This is a genomic window from Agrococcus sp. TF02-05 (genome assembly GCF_017565345.1).
Taxonomy (GTDB): Bacteria; Actinomycetota; Actinomycetes; order Actinomycetales; family Microbacteriaceae; genus Agrococcus; species Agrococcus pavilionensis.
In genome coordinates this window covers 124,193-139,786 of sequence record NZ_JAGEKO010000004.1, presented here as the reverse complement: position 1 = coordinate 139,786, position 15,594 = coordinate 124,193, and the positions used below count along the sequence as shown (strand labels likewise).

Genomic DNA, 15,594 nt, shown 5'->3' with positions numbered 1-15,594 from the left:
TCAGCGGCCCGGCCACATCGGTGGCCAGTAGCGCAGCCGGATGAGGTCCGACTCCAGCTGGATGCCGTACCAGACGGGCATGAACCACAGCGAGACGGCGATCGCCACGACCACGATCACGGCGACGACCGACCAGCCCGCCGCGCGCCGCTCGGCGCCATCGTCGACGCGAGCGGGCGGCGGGACGGCGGCGGCGACGTCCGACTCGAGCCGCGTCGACGCATCCGCCGCCAGCCTCCTCGGCCCGACGAGCAGCTGCAGCGCAGCGGCGAGGCCGATGACCATGAACGGCAGCATGACGATCGCGTAGAAGAAGAAGATCGTGCGCTCGGGCACGAGCAGCCACGGCACGTAGCCGGCGGCGACGGCGACGAGCAGGAAGCCCGCGCGGCGGTCGAGCGAGCGGCCGAAGTGGAACAGCAGCACGCCGAGCGCGACGACCGAGCCGTACCAGATGAGCAGGTTGGGCAGCGCGGTGACCCACCACGTGCCCTCGGAGCCCGAGACCATCTCGAAGCCCGTCGGCCGGCCGAGGTAGAACCACTCGAAGGCCGGCGACTGGTAGCTGTGGTCGTTCGTGAGCCCGACGTGGAAGCCGAACTGCTGCACGTGGTACTGCCACAGCGACTGCAGGCCGAGCGGCACCCACGCGAGCAGCCCGCCCCAGCGCAGGTCGGCGCGCTCGAGCATGAGCTGCGAGCCCCAGCCGCCGTCGAACCAGCCCGCGTAGCTCGCGACGTAGACGACGAGCGCCGGCCCGCACAGCAGCACGAAGCTCGCGGGCGCTTGCGAGAGCAGGGTGCCGAGCCACGGCGAGCGGTAGCCCGCGCGGCGCCGGTCGAGCGCATCCATGAGCACCGTCCACAGCCCGAACGCGGCCAGGAACGCGGCGCCCGACCACTTCGTCGCGCACGCGGCGCCGAGCAGCACGCCCGCGACGATGATCCACGGCCGGTTCCAGAAGGCGGCCAGGATGCGCTGGGGCCGGTCGGCGAGGGCGCGCACGGTGCGCGCGGGAGAGCCGCGCCGGTCGAGCAGCAGCGCTCCCGCGCCCGCGAGCACGAACATCGCGAGCACGCCGTCGAGGAGCGCCGTGCGGCTCATGACGATCGCGAGCCCGTCGATCGCGACGAGGAAGCCCGCGAGGCTCGCGAACGCGACCGAGCGCAGCAGCCCGCGCGCGACCGCGTAGGTCAGGCCGACGACCGCGATGCCCGCGAGCGCGCTCGGCAGCCGCCACCAGAACGGGTCGGCCATGCCGAAGACGGCCATCGCCATGCCGATGATCCACTTGCCGAGCGGCGGGTGCACGACGTAGTCGGGCTCGTCGGTGAGACCGCCCGGGTCGCCCGCCTCGAAGCGCTCGTCGCTGCCCTCGACCCACTCGCCCTCGTAGCCGAGCTGCCAGGTCGACCAGCCCTCCTTGACGTAGTAGGTCTCGTCGAAGACGAGCACGCCCGGGTGCCCGAGGTTCGTGAGCCGCACGATCGCGGCGAGCGCGAGGATCGCGACCGGCGCGCCGATCTCGAGACGGCGACGGATGCGCGGCTCGAGCAGGCGCCGCTCGACGGCCGTGTACGCGGAGGTGAGCCGCCCGCGCGCTCGGCCGGACCGGCGCGCGAGCGCGGGCTCGGCCACCGCCTCGGCGTCGTCGCGGTCGTCGACGCCGTCGGCGTCGTCGGCGGTGCGGGGCAGGGTCACACGCCCGATTGTCGCATCGCCGCCGGTGGCCGCCGCCGTGCGCGCTGCGACACGCTCTGCCGCTTGCGGCGGCGGAGCGGCCCCGCGGGCGGCAGAGCGCCCGCGGGCTAGCCTGGCCGGGTGATCATCCTCGGGGCGACGCCCATCGGCAACCTCGGCGATGCGAGCGGGCGGCTGCGCGAGGCGCTCGCCATCGTGCCGATCATCGCCGCGGAGGACACCCGCACGACCCGTCAGCTGCTCCGCGCCCTCGGCATCGAGGCGCAGCCGCAGCTCGTCGCGCTCCACGAGCACAACGAGGAGGCGGCCTCGCCCGCGCTCGTCGACCGCGCTCGCGAGGGCGACGTGCTCGTGCTGACCGACGCCGGCATGCCGACCGTGAGCGACCCCGGCTTCCGGCTCGTGCAAGCGGCGGTCGAGGCGGGCGTCGAGGTGACGTGCCTGCCCGGCCCGTCCGCGGTGCTCACGGCGCTCGCGCTCTCGGGGCTGCCGACCGACCGCTTCGCGTTCGACGGCTTCCTGCCGCGGAAGGCGGGGGAGCGCGACCGCATGCTCGCCGCGATCGCCCGCGAGGAGCGCACCGTCGTGCTGTTCGAGGCGCCGCACCGGCTCGCCGAGTCGGTCGAGGCGATCGACCGCGCGATGCCGGGCCGGCGCATCGCCGTCGCGCGCGAGCTCACGAAGCGCTTCGAGGAGGTGCGCCGCGGCACCGCGGCTGAGCTGCTCGACTGGGCGCGCGCGGGCGTGAAGGGCGAGATCGTCATCGTCGTCGAGGGCGCGGCGCCCGTGCTCGCCGACCTCGACGCCGCGGTCGAGCAGGTGCTGCGCCTCAAGCAGGGCGGGATGCGGCTCAAGGATGCCGCTGCCGAGGTCGCGGAGGCGACCGGGCACCCGCGGAACGCCCTCTACCAGGCCGCCCTGACGAATCCGCCCGCCTGAGCGCCCGCGACCGGCGGCCGGGGGGAGCCGGCGGCTCCTAGACTTGACCCCATGTCTGAGCGCTTTACGGTGACGACGCCGATCTACTACGTCAACGACGTACCCCACATCGGCCACGCCTACAACGAGGTCGCCACCGACGTCCTCGCCCGCTGGCACCGCATGCGCGGCGACGACACGTGGATGCTCACCGGCACCGACGAGCACGGGCAGAAGATCATGCGCACCGCGGCCGCGAACGGCGTGAGCCCGCAGGAGTGGACGGATCGGCTCGTCGAGACCGCGTGGAAGCCGCAGCTCGAGCTGCTCAACATCGCGAACGACGACTTCATCCGCACGACCGAGGAGCGCCACAAGGCGGGCGTGCGCATCTTCCTCGAGCGCCTCAAGGAGGCCGGCTACATCTACCACGGCGAGTTCGAGGGGCAGTACTGCGTCGGCTGCGAGGAGTACAAGACCGCGAACGACCTCGTGCCGGGCACGGGCGAGTTCGAGGGCCAGCTCGTGTGCGCCATCCACTCCCGCCCGATCGAGGTCGTGCGCGAGGCGAACTACTTCTTCAAGCTCTCGGAGTTCGGCGACCGGCTGCTCGCGCTCTACGACGAGCGGCCCGACTACGTGCAGCCCGAGCACGTGCGCAACGAGGTGCGGCAGTTCGTCAAGCAAGGGCTCACCGACCTCTCGATCAGCCGCAACACGTTCGACTGGGGCATCAAGGTGCCGTGGGACGAGAGCCACGTCGTCTACGTCTGGTTCGAGGCGCTGCTCAACTACATCACCGCCAACGGCTACGGCGTCGACGACGAGCAGTTCGCGCGCCGCTGGCCCGCCGTGCACATCGTGGGCAAGGACATCGCGCGCTTCCACGCCGTCATCTGGCCCGCGATGCAGATGGCCGCAGGGCTCGAGATCTCGGAGCACGTCTTCGGCCACGGCTGGCTGCTCGTCGGCGGCGAGAAGATGTCGAAGTCGAAGGCGACCGGCATCGAGCCGCGGCAGATCACCGACGTCTTCGGCGTCGACGCCTTCCGCTACTACTTCTCGTCGGCGATCGCGTTCGGCTCCGACGGCTCCTTCTCGTGGGAGGACCTCGACGCGCGCTACCACTCGGAGCTCGCGAACGGCCTCGGCAACCTCGCCTCGCGCGTCATCGCGATGGTGCACAAGTACTGCGACGGCGTCGTGCCCGACGTCGCGCCGGACGACGAGATCCAGTCGCTCGTGACGGATGCGGTGGGTCGCGCCGACAGCGCGATCGACCGCTTCGCGATCGACCAGGCGGTCGACGCCGCGATGTCGATCGTCGAGCGCCTCAACGGCTACATCACCGAGCAGGCGCCGTGGGTGCTCGCGAAGGACGAGGCGCAGCGCGACCGGCTCGCGCAGGTGCTCGCCTCGAACGTGCACGGCATCGGCGCGGCCGCGATCCTGCTCGCCCCGATCATGCCCGCGAGCGCGCAGGCGCTGTGGGCGGCGGTCGGCGGCGAGGGCGAGGTGCTCGAGCAGCCGATCCGGCAGGCGCACGAGTGGCGCGGCACGGGCCGCGTGACGACGGTGCCGCCGCTGTTCCCGCGGATCGAGCAGGCGACGCCGGCGGCGTAGGCGTAGGGTCTCGGCCATGGCGGAGACGACCCACGAGCGCGTCGGCGAGCAGGCGATCGTGCACCGGCGCGAGTTCGACGCGAGCCCCGAGCAGGTGCAGCGCGCGCACACGACGGCGGAGCTCTTCGCGCAGTGGATGGGCCCGCGCGGCTCGCGGCTGCGCATCGACCGCTTCGAGGCGCACACCGGCGGCCGCTTCGACTACACGGTGGAGGCCGGCGGCGAGTGGCGCTTCTGGGGCTCCTACCACGAGGTCGTCGAGGGCCGGATCGTGCACACGTGGGAGCTCCAGCAGGAGCCCGGGCACCCGACGCTCGAGGTGCTCGAGCTGCGCGAGCTGCCCGGCGGCCGCTGCGCGCTCGAGATCACCTCGACGTTCGCCTCGCGGGCGGCGTGCGACGCCATGGTCGAGTCGGGGCTCGACGGCGGGATGGACGAGGGCTTCGAGCGGCTCGACGAGCTGCTCGTGCACCTCGCGCACTGAGGCGCTACGAGGCGGGCAGGCGCAGCGCGAACTCCTCGCCGAGGCCGACGACGGCGAGGTCGAGCCCGGCGTCGGCGTCGACCTCCTCGGGCACCTCGAGCCGGTACGTGCGCGCCGCGGTCGGCGTCGCGCACGCGTCGCCCTGCAGGAACGCGACGACGAGGGCGGATCCGTCGATCGCGACCGGCTCCCCGGCGCTCGGCCAGCAGTCCTGCGCCGCCGGCACCGACACGGCGAAGAGGGTCGGCTCCTCGATCCAGACGGCGACCGCCCCGAGCCGCAGCACGTCGTCGAGCGACGCGCCGCTCTCCAGCGGCACGCCCGGTTCGCCCGCGTTGAGCTCGCCGGGCGCCGCAGCCTGCACCGCCTGGATCGCCTCGGCCGCGGTCGCCGCCGCGCCCTGCGCGCTCGACGACGTCGACGCATCCGCCCGCTCGGCGTAGCCGACCGCGCTCTCGCTCGCGGCTCCCTGGCCGCTCATGGCGCACCCCGCGGTGGCGAGGCTCGCTGCGATCGTGACGGGCAGTGCGAGTCGAAGGCGCATGCCGTGGGTCCTCCAAACCTGGTCGAGCGTCCACCACGGTGGCAAGGGCGCCCTGGAGCCGCCTGGACGTCCCCCAAGCATTCGCTCTGCTCCGCCCCTCGTAGGCTGGGAGCATGCCTGCCGACCACGACGGAACCGCGCCCCTCGACGTGCCCGAGACGCCCGGCGAGACGGTGCTGCCCGGCGGCGAGTACATCCGCGCACGGCACGACGACGGCAAGCGCGACATGACGCGCCCCGAGCTGCCCGAGCCGCTCGGCGTGCCGATCTACGACAACCACACGCACCTCGAGATCAAGGACGGCGACGACTTCCCGTACTGGAAGGCGCTGGATGCCGCGGGTCGGGCCGGGGTCGCGGGCGTCATCCAGGTGGGCGGCGACGTCGAGTCGTCGGAGTGGTCGGCCGCGCTCGCGCGGCAGGACGCCCGCGTGCTCGCGGCCGTCGCGATCCACCCGAACGAGGCGCCCGGCTACGCCGAGGCGGGCACGCTCGACGAGGCGCTCGCGGTCATCGATCGGCTCGCGGCCGAGCCGCGCGTGCGGGCGGTCGGCGAGACGGGCCTCGACTTCTTCCGCACCGGCGAGGACGGCCGGCGCGCGCAGCACGAGTCGTTCGAGGCGCACATCGAGATCGCGAAGCGGCACGGCATCGCGCTGCAGATCCACGATCGCGACGCGCACGACGCGGTCGTCGAGACGCTCCTGCGGGTCGGGGCGCCCGAGACGACGGTCTTCCACTGCTTCTCGGGCGACGCGGAGCTCGCGCGCACCGCGGCGGAGCACGGCTGGTACCTCTCGTTCGCCGGCACCGTCACGTTCTCGAACGCGAAGAACCTGCACGCGGCGCTCGAGGTCGCCGACCGCAGCCGGATCCTCGTCGAGACGGATGCGCCGTTCCTGACGCCCGCGCCGTTCCGCGGGCGCCCGAACAGCCCCTACCTCACGCCGCTCACGGTGCGGTCCATGGCCGAGCGGCTCGGCGTCGACGCCGACGAGCTCGCGGCCGAGACGGCGGAGAACACGCTCCGCGCCTACGGCAGCTGGGCCTGAGCGGCCGGGTCAGGGCTGCCCGAGCACGTCCTCCGGCGCGAGGGCGATGACGGCCTCGCTGCCGTCGTGCATCGTGCCGGTGACCGTCACCTCGACGCCGAGCGCGGCGGGGATGCGCTCGGGGAGCGGGAACTCCCAGCCGTAGAGCCCGCCGTCGGCGGGGCAGTCCATGTCACCCTGCGGCAGCTCGAACGCGACCTCGATCGCGCCGGGGCCGGTGACCGTCGCCCCCACCGGCGTCGCGTTGCAGGCCGGGGCGACCACGGAGCCGATCGTCATGACGGCGAGCGAGGCGCCGGGCTCGAGCCACTTGACCGCGACCTGCGGGAGGGTGCCCGGGGGGATGACCGCGTCGGCGTCCGGCAGCTGATCCTCAGGGATCGGCGTCGGCGCCGTCGCGCCAGGTGCGTCGTCGATGAGCGACGGCTGGGGGTCGGCTGGGGCGGTCAGCACGTCGTCGGACTCGACGCGCACCTCCCGCGTCTCGCCCTCGCCCTGCAGATCGGTCAGCTGCACGTCGAGCGGCGCCGCGGCGTCGACCGGCTCCGGGAGTCCGAGCGTCCAGCCGTGCAGCGCGAAGTCGGCCGTGCACATCATCGCCGGGTCGGGCGGGTCGAAGGCGATCGTGACGGCGCCGTCGTCGAGCTCGGCGGCGTTCGGCTGCGGGATGCAGCCGCCCCCGCCGCCCGAGCCGCCGATCACGACCGCGAGCGATTCGCCGGGCTCCGACCACAGCACCGCGACGCCGTCGGCGGAGACGCGCTCGAAGAGGCCGTCGCTCGCGAGCAGCTCGGGCTCGATCGCGACGGGAGCGGCGCCGGCGCCGCTGTCGCTCGTCGAGGGCGCGCTCGGGGCGGTCGACTGCCCGGGCGCCGTGCTGCTGCACGCGGCGAGCAGCGCCGCGACCCCGGTGAGCGCGACGGCGGCGAGCGTGCGCGCTCGCGCGCTCCGACGCATCCGGAACCCTGCTCTGCTTGCCATGGCGGTCTCCCTCGGCCGCGACGCGCGTCGTGTCGCGCGTCCCTGCCTGGCATCCTGCCGCATGCCGCTCGGCGACGGCAGTCGCGCTCCTCGGCATAGGCTCGACGCGTGAGCACGGAGGAGACGCCCGAGCGGTCGAGCGATGCGGCGGCGCAGGGCCGGGGGAGCGCCGACGCGCTGCTCGGGGCGGCGGAGATCCGCTCGCTCGCCGCGCGGCTCGACCTGACGCCGACGAAGCGGTGGGGGCAGAACTTCGTCGTCGACGCGAACACCGTGCGCCGGATCGTGCGGACGGCGGATGTCGCGGGTCGCGACGTCGTGGAGGTCGGGCCGGGGCTCGGCTCGCTCACGCTCGGCCTCACGGAGGCGGGCGCCCGGGTCGCCGCGGTCGAGATCGACCCGCGGCTCGCCGAGCTGCTGCCCGAGACCGTCGGGCGCAAGCAGCCGGATGCGCGCCTCGAGGTCGTGCACCACGACGCGCTCACGATCGAGTCGCTGCCGTTCGCGCCCGAGGCGATCGTCGCGAACCTGCCCTACAACGTGTCGGTGCCCGTGCTCATCCACCTGCTCGAGCGGTTCCCGACGATCGATCGCGCGCTCGTGATGGTGCAGGCCGAGGTCGGCCACCGGCTCGCCGCGAAGCCGGGCTCGAAGACCTACGGCTCGCCCTCGGCCAAGGTCGCGTGGTGGGGACCGTGGGCGCTCGAGGGCGACGTGTCGCGGCAGATCTTCTGGCCGGTGCCGAACGTCGACAGCGTGCTCGTCGGGTTCCGGCGCGGGCCCGCGCGCGGCTCGGAGGAGCTGCGGCGCGCGACGTTCGCCGTGATCGACGGCGCGTTCGGGCAGCGGCGGAAGATGCTGCGGCAAGCGCTCTCGGGCGTCTTCGGCTCGCCAGCCGCCGCGACCGAGGTGCTCGAGCGCGCCGGGGTGGAGCCGACGCTGCGCGGCGAGGCGCTCGCGCTCGACGACTTCATCCGCATCGCCGAGGCCGGGCCGGCGCGCTGACGGTCGTCGCGGCTCCGCGTCAGCCGCGCGCGTCGAGCTCCGCGACGAGGCGCTGCGGCGCCGTGACGCGGAACGAGGCCTCGACGAGCTCGGCCACGCGCGTCCAGTCGGCGCCGTCGAGGTCGACCGCGACCCATCCGTAGGGACCGAGGTACGCGGGCTCGACCGCGCCCTCCGCGAGCATCGCGAGCCGCTCGTCGGGCTCGAGCAGCACCGACACGCGCGGTGGGCGGAGGCCCGCGGCGTACTCCTCGCGCGTCGAGCCGCCGAAGTAGGCGAAGACCTTCTGCGTGGAGAAGGCCGGCCGGCCGTGCGAGAGCTTCTCCTGCGCGCCCGGCAGCGCGAGCGCGATCGACCGCAGCCGTGCGAGGAGCGGGTCGTCGTCGTCGAACGTGCGCGGGTGCGCCATGCGGCGAGCGTAGGGCTCCCGCGGGCGCGCAGGAAGCGCCCCCTCGAGCGCACTAGGTTGGAACGCGTGATGGGCAGGAGCACGGTGCGGGCGAAGGCGCCCGGCAAGATCAACGTGCACCTGGGCGTGGGCGCGATCCAGGACGACGGCTACCACGACGTCGCGACCGCCTACCAGGCGGTGAGCCTCTACGAGATCGTCGAGGCGAGCGAAGCGAGCGACTTCTCGGTGCGCTTCTCGGGCCCCATCCCGCACGACCAGCTCTCGACCGGCGCCGACAACCTCGCGATCCGCGCGGCCATGGCGCTCGCGCGCCGCGGGCGCGTCTCGGGCGGCGTCGCGCTCTCGATCGAGAAGCACGTGCCGATCGCGGGCGGCATGGGCGGCGGCAGCGCCGACGCGGCCGCGACGCTCGTCGCGTGCGACGAGCTGTGGGGGCTGCACCTCGGCCGCGACGCGCTCGTCGAGATCGCGCGCGAGCTCGGCGCCGACGTGCCGTTCGCGCTCGCCGGCGGCACCGCGGTCGGCACCGGCCGCGGCGATCAGCTCACGCCCGCGCTCGCGCGCGGGCAGTTCCACTGGGTGCTCGCGATCGCCGACGCGGGGCTCTCGACGCCGGACGTCTACCGCGCCCTCGACGAGCACCGGGCGCTGCACGCCGCCGACATCGCGCCCGCGCACGACGTGCCGACGGTGGATGCGCGCGTGCTGCAGGCGCTGCGGGCGGGCGACGCGTCGATGCTCGCCGAGGTGCTGCAGAACGACCTCCAGGCGCCCGCGCTGCGCCTCATGCCTCGCCTCGCGGGCACGCTCGAGCTCGGCGAGCGCTCCGGCGCGCTCGCGGGCATCGTCTCGGGCTCGGGGCCCACGGTCGCGTTCCTGTGCGACAGCCTCGAGTCGGCGATCGAGCTGCAGGTGACGCTCTCGGCCTCGCAGGTGCTCGCGCTCAAGGTGACCGGCCCCGTGCCGGGTGCGCGCCTCATCGACTGACCCGACGCATCCGCCCGCTTCTTGCCCACAGGGGCGGCTGCGCCCGAGCGGGCACGGCGCGCCGGCCCCGCTCGGGCACGACCGCCCCGGTCGGCGGGCGCCGAAGCGCGGCGTGCGGGATGATGGAGGGGATATGGCACATCTCCTGGGCGCCGAGCGCGTCGGCGTCGCGTTCCCGACCCGCACCGTGTTCGAGTCGATCTCGCTCGGTCTCGAGGACGGCGATCGCATCGGCATCGTCGGCCGCAACGGCGACGGCAAGTCGACGCTGCTGCGCGTGCTCGCGGGCAGCCTCGAGCCGACGAGCGGCCGCGTCACGCGCCGCGGCGGCCTCCAGGTCGGCGTGCTCGACCAGCGCGACACGCTCGACCCCGAGGGCACGATCGCCCAGGCGGTCGTCGGCGACCGGCCTGAGCACGAGTGGGCGGGCGACGCGCGCATCCGCGACCTCATCGCGGGCCTCGTCGGCGACCTCGACTGGCACGCGCGCATCGGCGACCTCTCGGGCGGCCAGCGGCGCCGCGTCGCCCTCGCCCAGCTGCTCGCGGGCGACTGGGACGTGCTCTTCCTCGACGAGCCCACGAACCACCTCGACGTGCAGGGCATCGCCTGGCTCGCCGACCACCTCAACGCCCGCTTCGCGACCGGCCGCGGCGCGTTCGTCGCCGTCACGCACGACCGGTGGTTCCTGGATGCGGTGTGCACGGGCACGTGGGAGGTGCACGACGGCATCGTCGAGCCCTTCGAGGGCGGCTACGCGGCCTACGTGCTGCAGCGCGTCGAGCGCGACCGCATGGCGGCCGCGAGCGAGGCGAAGCGGCAGAACCTCATGAAGAAGGAGCTCGCGTGGCTGCGCCGCGGCGCGCCCGCCCGCACCGCGAAGCCGAAGTTCCGCATCGAGGCGGCGACGCAGCTCATCGAGGACGAGCCGCCCGTGCGCGACCCGATCCAGCTCGCGCAGCTCGCCGCGACCCGGCTCGGGAAGGACGTCGTCGACATCGAGGGCGCCTCGGTCGAGCTCAGCGGCCGGACCATCCTCGACGACGTCACGTGGCGCATCGCCCCCGGCGAGCGCGCGGGCGTGCTCGGCCGCAACGGCGCCGGGAAGTCGACCCTGCTCGCCCTCATCGCCGGACGCATCCGCCCCACCTCGGGCCGCGTGAAGACCGGCAAGACGGTGAAGATCGCCGAGCTCACGCAGGAGCTCGAGGAGCTGCGCGAGCACGAGGACGAGCCCGTGCGCACGGTCGTCGGGCGGCTGCGCTCGAGCTACGTCTCCGGCGGCAAGGAGCTGAGCCCCGGCCAGCTGCTCGAGCGGCTCGGGTTCCGCTCCGGCGAGCTCTCGACGCTCGTGAAGGACCTCTCGGGCGGCCAGCGCCGGCGCCTGCAGCTGCTGCTCATCCTGCTCGACGAGCCGAACGTGCTCATCCTCGACGAGCCGACGAACGACCTCGACACCGACATGCTCGCGGCGATGGAGGACGTGCTCGACTCCTGGGCCGGCTGCCTCATCGTCGTGAGCCACGACCGCTACCTCATCGAGCGCGTCACCGACCACCAGTACGCGGTGCTCGACGGTCGCCTCGTGCACATGCCGGGCGGGGTGGATGCGTACCTCGAGCGATCGGGGAAGGGCTCGGTCGGGCGGTCGGGAGCGCAGGCGACCGCCGCGCCCGCGGGCGCCGGCGCGACCGATGCCCCGGGCCTCTCGGGGGCCGAGCGGCGCGCGATGGAGAAGGAGGCGGCGAGCCTCGACCGGCGGCTCGCGAAGGCGACGAGCGATCGCGAGCGGGTGCTGCAGCGCTTCGAGCGCGCCGACCACGCCGACTTCGACGCCCTCACGGCGCTGCAGGCGGAGCTCGCGGAGGTCGACGAGCGCATCGCGCAGCTCGAGGAGCAGTGGCTCGAGGCGCACGAGGCGCTCGAGTCCTGACCCGGCCGCGGAGGGGCGCGGGTCAGGTGGCTGCCGCGAGGCGGTCGGCGAGCGCGCCGAGCGCCTCGGCGCCGGCGAGGTCGCCGGGCAGGAGCGGCACCTGGGTGATCGGGATGCCGTGCGTCGCGTCGCGCAGGACGGCGAGGTGCTGCTCCTCCTGCGCGCGCCGCTCGGCCAGCAGCGGTCCGGCATCGGCGGGGGAGCGGCGGTTCACCACGACCGCGGCGGGGTCGACGCCGAGCTGCCGCAGCTGGCGCACGACGTCGATCGACTCGGCGACCGGCAGCCGCTCGGCGATGGCGACGACGACGAACGAGGTCTGCGCCGCGTCGGTGATGGCCGAGCGCAGCAGCGCGAAGCGGTCGCGGCGCGCGATGAGGGTGCGGCGGAGCTGCGCATCGGCGGAGGGCTGCTCGTCGCGCGTGCCGACGACGCTGCGCGCAGCCGCGGCGAAGCGGTCGGAGCGGTCGCGGTTGGCCAGCAGCGTCTCGGTCCAGCCCGTCAGCTGCTCGGGCAGCGCGAGGAGCCGCAGCGTGTGCCCCGAGGGCGCGGTGTCGAAGACGATGAGGTCGTGCGTCTCGAGGCCCGCCGCGACGAGCTCGGCGATGCGCTCGAGCACCGCGGACTCGTGGCTGCCCGGCGCCGTCCGCGCCCGCTCGAGGTGCGCGCTCGCCGAGGCGTGCAGGCGCTCGGGCAGCAGGTGCCGCATCGTGTCGGCGACCGAGGCGAAGTGCCGCTCGATCGTCTCGAGCGGGTCGATCTCGACCGCGTCGACGCAGCCGCCGCCGACCGTGAGCACGCGGGTGGGCGCATCCGCCACCGCCTCGCCCCACACGTGCCCGAGGTTGTGCGCCGGGTCGGTCGAGACCAGCAGCACGCGAGCGCCCTCGCGCGCTCGGGCGAGCGCGAGCGCGGCGGCGACCGAGGTCTTCCCGACCCCGCCCTTGCCGCCGACGAACAGGATGCGGCGCGAGCGCGCGATGGTCAGCAGCATGCGATGTGGTCCAGCGGCGAGTCGGGGATGCCGATGCGGCGGTGCCAGGCGTGGAAGTCCTGCCACACCGCCGGCAGCAGCTCCGCCGAGTAGTACGCGGCGGGGTCGGGCACGCCGAGCGCCTCGCCGAGCACGACGATCATGAAGAGGTCGTCCTCGTCGCGCTGCTCCCGCAGCAGCGTCTGCCGGTACGGGCCGACGTAGAACTCGTGCAGACCGGCGCGCAGCGCGGCCCAGCGCCGGGAGGCCTGCTCCCGGCGCTGGGCGCGCACGTGCGACGGCACGCGTCAGACGGTCTCGCGCTCGGCCGCGAGCTGGGCGTCCTCGTCCTCGGGCTCCGGCTCCGCCTTGGCGGCGCGGCGCATCGCGAGCACCGCCTCGACCGCGACCCAGACGCTCGCGATGATGATGACGACATCGATCGCGAACAGCAGCCAATCGGCGTTGTCGGGGGCCGTGAAGCCCACGAGCTGCTCGACCGCCGCCCAGAACGACAGCACGAACACGAGCACGAGCGGGATGATCGCGGGCAGCGGGTTGCGCCGCTTGCGGATGAGCATGACCGCGATGATCGAGAGTGAGAGGGACGCGAGCAGCTGGTTCGTCGTGCCGAACAGCGGCCAGATGCGCAGGCCGCCCTCGCCGCCGAGCCCCTGGGAGAACGTCAGGCCGAGGCCCACGACCACGACGACGAGCGTCGCGGGGATCTTGGTGATGCGCACCTTCAGCGTCTGGCCGATCTCCTGCACGATGAAGCGCAGCAGTCGCATGCCGGTGTCCATGGTGGTGGCCGCGAACAGCACGGCCATGGTCGCGAGCACCGTCGCGCTCAGCGACGCGGGCAGGCCGAGGCCGTTCTCGAGCAGCGCCCCGCCGCCCTGCACGAACGCGTTGACGCCGCCGGCGCCGAACTCGCTGTAGATCTCGCGCCATGCGCCGGCCGACTGGATGCCGCCGATGACGGCGAGGATCGTGCCGAGCGAGAGCAGGCCCTCGCCGACGGCGCCGAAGTAGCCGACGAAGCGCGCGTCGGTCTCCTTGTCGATCTGCTTCGAGCTCGTGCCCGAGGAGACCATGCCGTGGAAGCCGGAGATCGCGCCGCACGCGATGGTGACGAACAGCAGCGGCACGAGGCTCGGCGTACCGGCCGGCAGGTCGGTGTTGAACATCGGCGCGACGATCTCGGGCTTGACGGCGCCGAAGAGCGTCGCGACGAGCACCGAGCCGAACAGCAGGATGAGCCCGACGAAGAGCTGCACGCCGTTGATGTAGTCGCGCGGCTGCAGCAGCACCCACACGGGCAGCAGCGACGCGATCGCGCCGTAGACGAACAGCGCGAGGATCCAGAACGTCGCGGGGGTCATGCCGAGGAAGCTCTCGGGCAGCACGACCGGCACGCTGTCGCCGAGCACGATGAGCGCGTACAGCGCCACGACGCCGACGACCGTGACGGGGATGAGCGGCCACCGCATGCGGTAGACCGCGACACCGACGAGGAGGGCGACGATGATGGCGCCCCACGTCGGGATGACCGCCGTCGGCGTGCTGATGAGCAGGTTCTTGATGACGACGGCGAACGCGGCGATCACCATCAGCAGCAGCAGGAAGATGACGACGAGGAAGAGGTTGGCGCCGCGCTTGCCGATGTAGCGGCCCGAGAGCGCGCCGATCGACTTGCCCTTGTTGCGCAGCGACGCCCACAGCGTGCCGAGGTCGTGCATGCCGGCGAAGAACACCGTGCCGATCGTGACCCACAGGAACGCCGGCAGCCAGCCCCAGATGACCGCGATGGCCGGGCCGACGATCGGGGCCGCTCCCGCGACCGACGTGAAGTGGTGGCCCCAGAGGATGAACTTGTTCGTCGGCACGTAGTCGACGCCGTCGTTCAGCTCGTGCGCCGGCGTCCTGAACGCGCTGCTGAGCCGGAACACCCGCTTGCCCAGGTACTTGGAGTAGACGAGGTAGCCGGCCGCGAACATCGCGAGGCCGATGAGCATGAGGACCAAGGAACCCATGGGCTCTTCCCTTTCGTTTCGTGCGCCGTTGCACTGGATGCGCGCGGGCGGTGCCCGCTCTCCACGACCCTAGCGCCACCTGCGAAGCACCTGGGAAAACTTGCGGCGGGTGTCAGCTTGCCGCCGCGAGGCCTCGCTCGAGCGCCCCGGGCCCGCGCGACATGCTCGAGTGGCGGGGCGCCCGAACGATCCTCGAGGCCGACTCGGCTACCCTGACGGGAGCCGCGCCGTCCCGCGGCCGTGGAGGGGAGCGCTCGATGGCTGAGCAGACGATCCTCGTCGTCGACGACGACCTCGCGCTCGCCGAGATGATCGGCATCGTGCTCGAGACCGAGGGCTACCGGCTCGAGCACTGCGCCGACGGCGCGGAGGCGCTCGACCGCTTCCGCGACGTGCGTCCCGACCTCGTGCTCCTCGACCTCATGCTCCCGGGCAAGGACGGCATCCAGATCTGCACCGAGATCCGCGAGGAGTCCGGCGTGCCGATCATCATGCTCACCGCGAAGGGCGACCCGACCGACGTCGTGCTCGGGCTCGAGTCGGGAGCCGACGACTACGTCGTGAAGCCCTTCAACCCCAAGGAGCTCGTCGCGCGCGTGCGCACGCGCCTGCGCGCCCCGCGCCAGGAGGACGGCGGCGTGCTCCGGGTCGCCGACCTCGAGATCGACGTCGAGGGCCACCGCGTCACGCGCGACGGCGAGGCGATCGGCCTCACGCCGCTCGAGTTCGAGCTGCTCGTCACGCTCGCGCAGAAGCCCAACCAGGTCTTCTCGCGCGAGATGCTGCTCGAGCAGGTGTGGGGCTACCACTACAAGGCCGACACGCGCCTCGTGAACGTGCACGTGCAGCGCCTGCGCTCCAAGGTCGAGCGCGACGTCGACAACCCGGTGGTCGTGACGACCGTCCGCGGCGTCGGCTACCGCGCCGGCGCCCCCACCGGCTAGG

15 protein-coding genes are annotated in these 15,594 nt (G+C 73.5%); 8 read left to right on the top strand and 7 right to left on the bottom strand.

The window, feature by feature from the left end:
• Nucleotides 1–1,701: a dolichyl-phosphate-mannose--protein mannosyltransferase gene (locus tag JQT67_RS04545; RefSeq protein WP_208063696.1), complete on the bottom strand. Its 1,701-nt coding sequence runs from the start codon at nt 1,699–1,701 to the stop codon at nt 1–3.
• A gap of 120 nt (nt 1,702–1,821) precedes the next feature.
• Here JQT67_RS04545 and rsmI point away from each other — a divergent pair, with 120 nt between their 5' ends.
• Genes rsmI through JQT67_RS04530 form a run of 3 tightly spaced genes read left to right on the top strand, consistent with a single transcriptional unit; the run spans nt 1,822 to nt 4,726 of the window.
• Nucleotides 1,822–2,640 carry a 16S rRNA (cytidine(1402)-2'-O)-methyltransferase gene (gene rsmI, locus JQT67_RS04540; RefSeq protein ID WP_208063695.1) on the top strand — a complete coding sequence of 273 codons (819 nt, stop codon included), beginning with the start codon at nt 1,822–1,824 and terminating at the stop codon, nt 2,638–2,640.
• 51 nt (nt 2,641–2,691) lie between these two features.
• Nucleotides 2,692–4,242, top strand: coding sequence for a methionine--tRNA ligase (metG, locus tag JQT67_RS04535; RefSeq protein ID WP_021009315.1), 1,551 nt, complete (start codon nt 2,692–2,694; stop codon nt 4,240–4,242).
• 16 nt (nt 4,243–4,258) lie between these two features.
• The gene (locus JQT67_RS04530; protein WP_208063694.1) at nt 4,259–4,726 is read left to right on the top strand and encodes an SRPBCC domain-containing protein; all 468 of its coding nucleotides are present in this window, start codon (nt 4,259–4,261) and stop codon (nt 4,724–4,726) included.
• A 4-nt stretch (nt 4,727–4,730) separates the two neighbouring features.
• Here JQT67_RS04530 and JQT67_RS04525 read toward each other — a convergent pair whose 3' ends face one another.
• Entirely contained in the window at nt 4,731–5,207 is a 477-nt protein-coding gene (locus JQT67_RS04525) for a hypothetical protein (RefSeq protein ID WP_208063693.1), read from the bottom strand.
• 290 nt (nt 5,208–5,497) lie between these two features.
• On the opposite strand from JQT67_RS04525, the gene JQT67_RS04520 reads away from it, so the two are divergent.
• Complete coding sequence (locus JQT67_RS04520; RefSeq protein WP_243755689.1) at nt 5,498–6,322, top strand: TatD family hydrolase; 825 nt, start codon at nt 5,498–5,500, stop codon at nt 6,320–6,322.
• Between the two features lie 9 nt (nt 6,323–6,331).
• On the opposite strand, the gene JQT67_RS04515 is transcribed toward JQT67_RS04520, so the two are convergent.
• Nucleotides 6,332–7,303, bottom strand: a complete 972-nt coding sequence (locus tag JQT67_RS04515) for a hypothetical protein (RefSeq protein WP_208063691.1) — start codon at nt 7,301–7,303, stop codon at nt 6,332–6,334.
• A 177-nt stretch (nt 7,304–7,480) separates the two neighbouring features.
• Between JQT67_RS04515 and rsmA the strand changes: the two genes are divergently transcribed.
• Nucleotides 7,481–8,308 (top strand): 16S rRNA (adenine(1518)-N(6)/adenine(1519)-N(6))-dimethyltransferase RsmA, encoded by an 828-nt coding sequence (gene rsmA, locus JQT67_RS04510; RefSeq protein ID WP_031223152.1) that lies wholly within the window; start codon nt 7,481–7,483, stop codon nt 8,306–8,308.
• Between the two features lie 19 nt (nt 8,309–8,327).
• On the opposite strand, the gene JQT67_RS04505 is transcribed toward rsmA, so the two are convergent.
• Nucleotides 8,328–8,717, bottom strand: a complete 390-nt coding sequence (locus JQT67_RS04505) for an MmcQ/YjbR family DNA-binding protein (RefSeq protein ID WP_208063690.1) — start codon at nt 8,715–8,717, stop codon at nt 8,328–8,330.
• Nucleotides 8,718–8,786: 69 nt separating this feature from the next.
• On the opposite strand from JQT67_RS04505, the gene JQT67_RS04500 reads away from it, so the two are divergent.
• Complete coding sequence (locus JQT67_RS04500; RefSeq protein ID WP_021009307.1) at nt 8,787–9,707, top strand: 4-(cytidine 5'-diphospho)-2-C-methyl-D-erythritol kinase; 921 nt, start codon at nt 8,787–8,789, stop codon at nt 9,705–9,707.
• 133 nt (nt 9,708–9,840) lie between these two features.
• The gene (locus JQT67_RS04495) at nt 9,841–11,640 is read left to right on the top strand and encodes an ABC-F family ATP-binding cassette domain-containing protein (RefSeq protein ID WP_208063689.1); all 1,800 of its coding nucleotides are present in this window, start codon (nt 9,841–9,843) and stop codon (nt 11,638–11,640) included.
• Between the two features lie 22 nt (nt 11,641–11,662).
• Here the strand turns inward: JQT67_RS04495 and JQT67_RS04490 are convergent, their stop codons facing one another.
• Genes JQT67_RS04490 through JQT67_RS04480 form a run of 3 tightly spaced genes read right to left on the bottom strand, consistent with a single transcriptional unit; the run spans nt 11,663 to nt 14,649 of the window.
• Nucleotides 11,663–12,634, bottom strand: coding sequence for an ArsA family ATPase (locus tag JQT67_RS04490; protein ID WP_208063688.1), 972 nt, complete (start codon nt 12,632–12,634; stop codon nt 11,663–11,665).
• The gene (locus tag JQT67_RS04485; RefSeq protein WP_307864211.1) at nt 12,625–12,918 is read right to left on the bottom strand and encodes a cory-CC-star protein; all 294 of its coding nucleotides are present in this window, start codon (nt 12,916–12,918) and stop codon (nt 12,625–12,627) included. The genes JQT67_RS04490 and JQT67_RS04485 overlap by 10 nt, the downstream gene beginning before the upstream one ends.
• A 3-nt stretch (nt 12,919–12,921) precedes the next feature.
• Nucleotides 12,922–14,649, bottom strand: coding sequence for a carbon starvation protein A (locus tag JQT67_RS04480; protein WP_208063687.1), 1,728 nt, complete (start codon nt 14,647–14,649; stop codon nt 12,922–12,924).
• Nucleotides 14,650–14,906: 257 nt separating this feature from the next.
• Between JQT67_RS04480 and mtrA the strand changes: the two genes are divergently transcribed.
• On the top strand, nt 14,907–15,593 hold the full coding sequence (mtrA, locus tag JQT67_RS04475) for an MtrAB system response regulator MtrA (RefSeq protein ID WP_208063686.1): 687 nt from the start codon (nt 14,907–14,909) through the stop codon (nt 15,591–15,593).
• Nucleotide 15,594: the final 1 nt, after the last annotated feature.

Excerpts from the sequence above, each read along its gene's own strand:
- JQT67_RS04515 (WP_208063691.1), bottom strand. The coding sequence starts at position 7,303 with ATGGCAAGCAGAGCAGGGTTCCGGATGCGTCGGAGCGCGCGAGCGCGC.
- JQT67_RS04500 (WP_021009307.1), top strand. The coding sequence starts at position 8,787 with ATGGGCAGGAGCACGGTGCGGGCGAAGGCGCCCGGCAAGATCAACGTG.
- JQT67_RS04520 (WP_243755689.1), top strand. The coding sequence starts at position 5,498 with ATGACGCGCCCCGAGCTGCCCGAGCCGCTCGGCGTGCCGATCTACGAC.
- JQT67_RS04480 (WP_208063687.1), bottom strand. The coding sequence starts at position 14,649 with ATGGGTTCCTTGGTCCTCATGCTCATCGGCCTCGCGATGTTCGCGGCC.
- metG (WP_021009315.1), top strand. The coding sequence starts at position 2,692 with ATGTCTGAGCGCTTTACGGTGACGACGCCGATCTACTACGTCAACGAC.
- JQT67_RS04530 (WP_208063694.1), top strand. The coding sequence starts at position 4,259 with ATGGCGGAGACGACCCACGAGCGCGTCGGCGAGCAGGCGATCGTGCAC.
- JQT67_RS04525 (WP_208063693.1), bottom strand. The coding sequence starts at position 5,207 with ATGAGCGGCCAGGGAGCCGCGAGCGAGAGCGCGGTCGGCTACGCCGAG.
- JQT67_RS04490 (WP_208063688.1), bottom strand. The coding sequence starts at position 12,634 with ATGCTGCTGACCATCGCGCGCTCGCGCCGCATCCTGTTCGTCGGCGGC.
- mtrA (WP_208063686.1), top strand. The coding sequence starts at position 14,907 with ATGGCTGAGCAGACGATCCTCGTCGTCGACGACGACCTCGCGCTCGCC.
- JQT67_RS04505 (WP_208063690.1), bottom strand. The coding sequence starts at position 8,717 with ATGGCGCACCCGCGCACGTTCGACGACGACGACCCGCTCCTCGCACGG.
- JQT67_RS04495 (WP_208063689.1), top strand. The coding sequence starts at position 9,841 with ATGGCACATCTCCTGGGCGCCGAGCGCGTCGGCGTCGCGTTCCCGACC.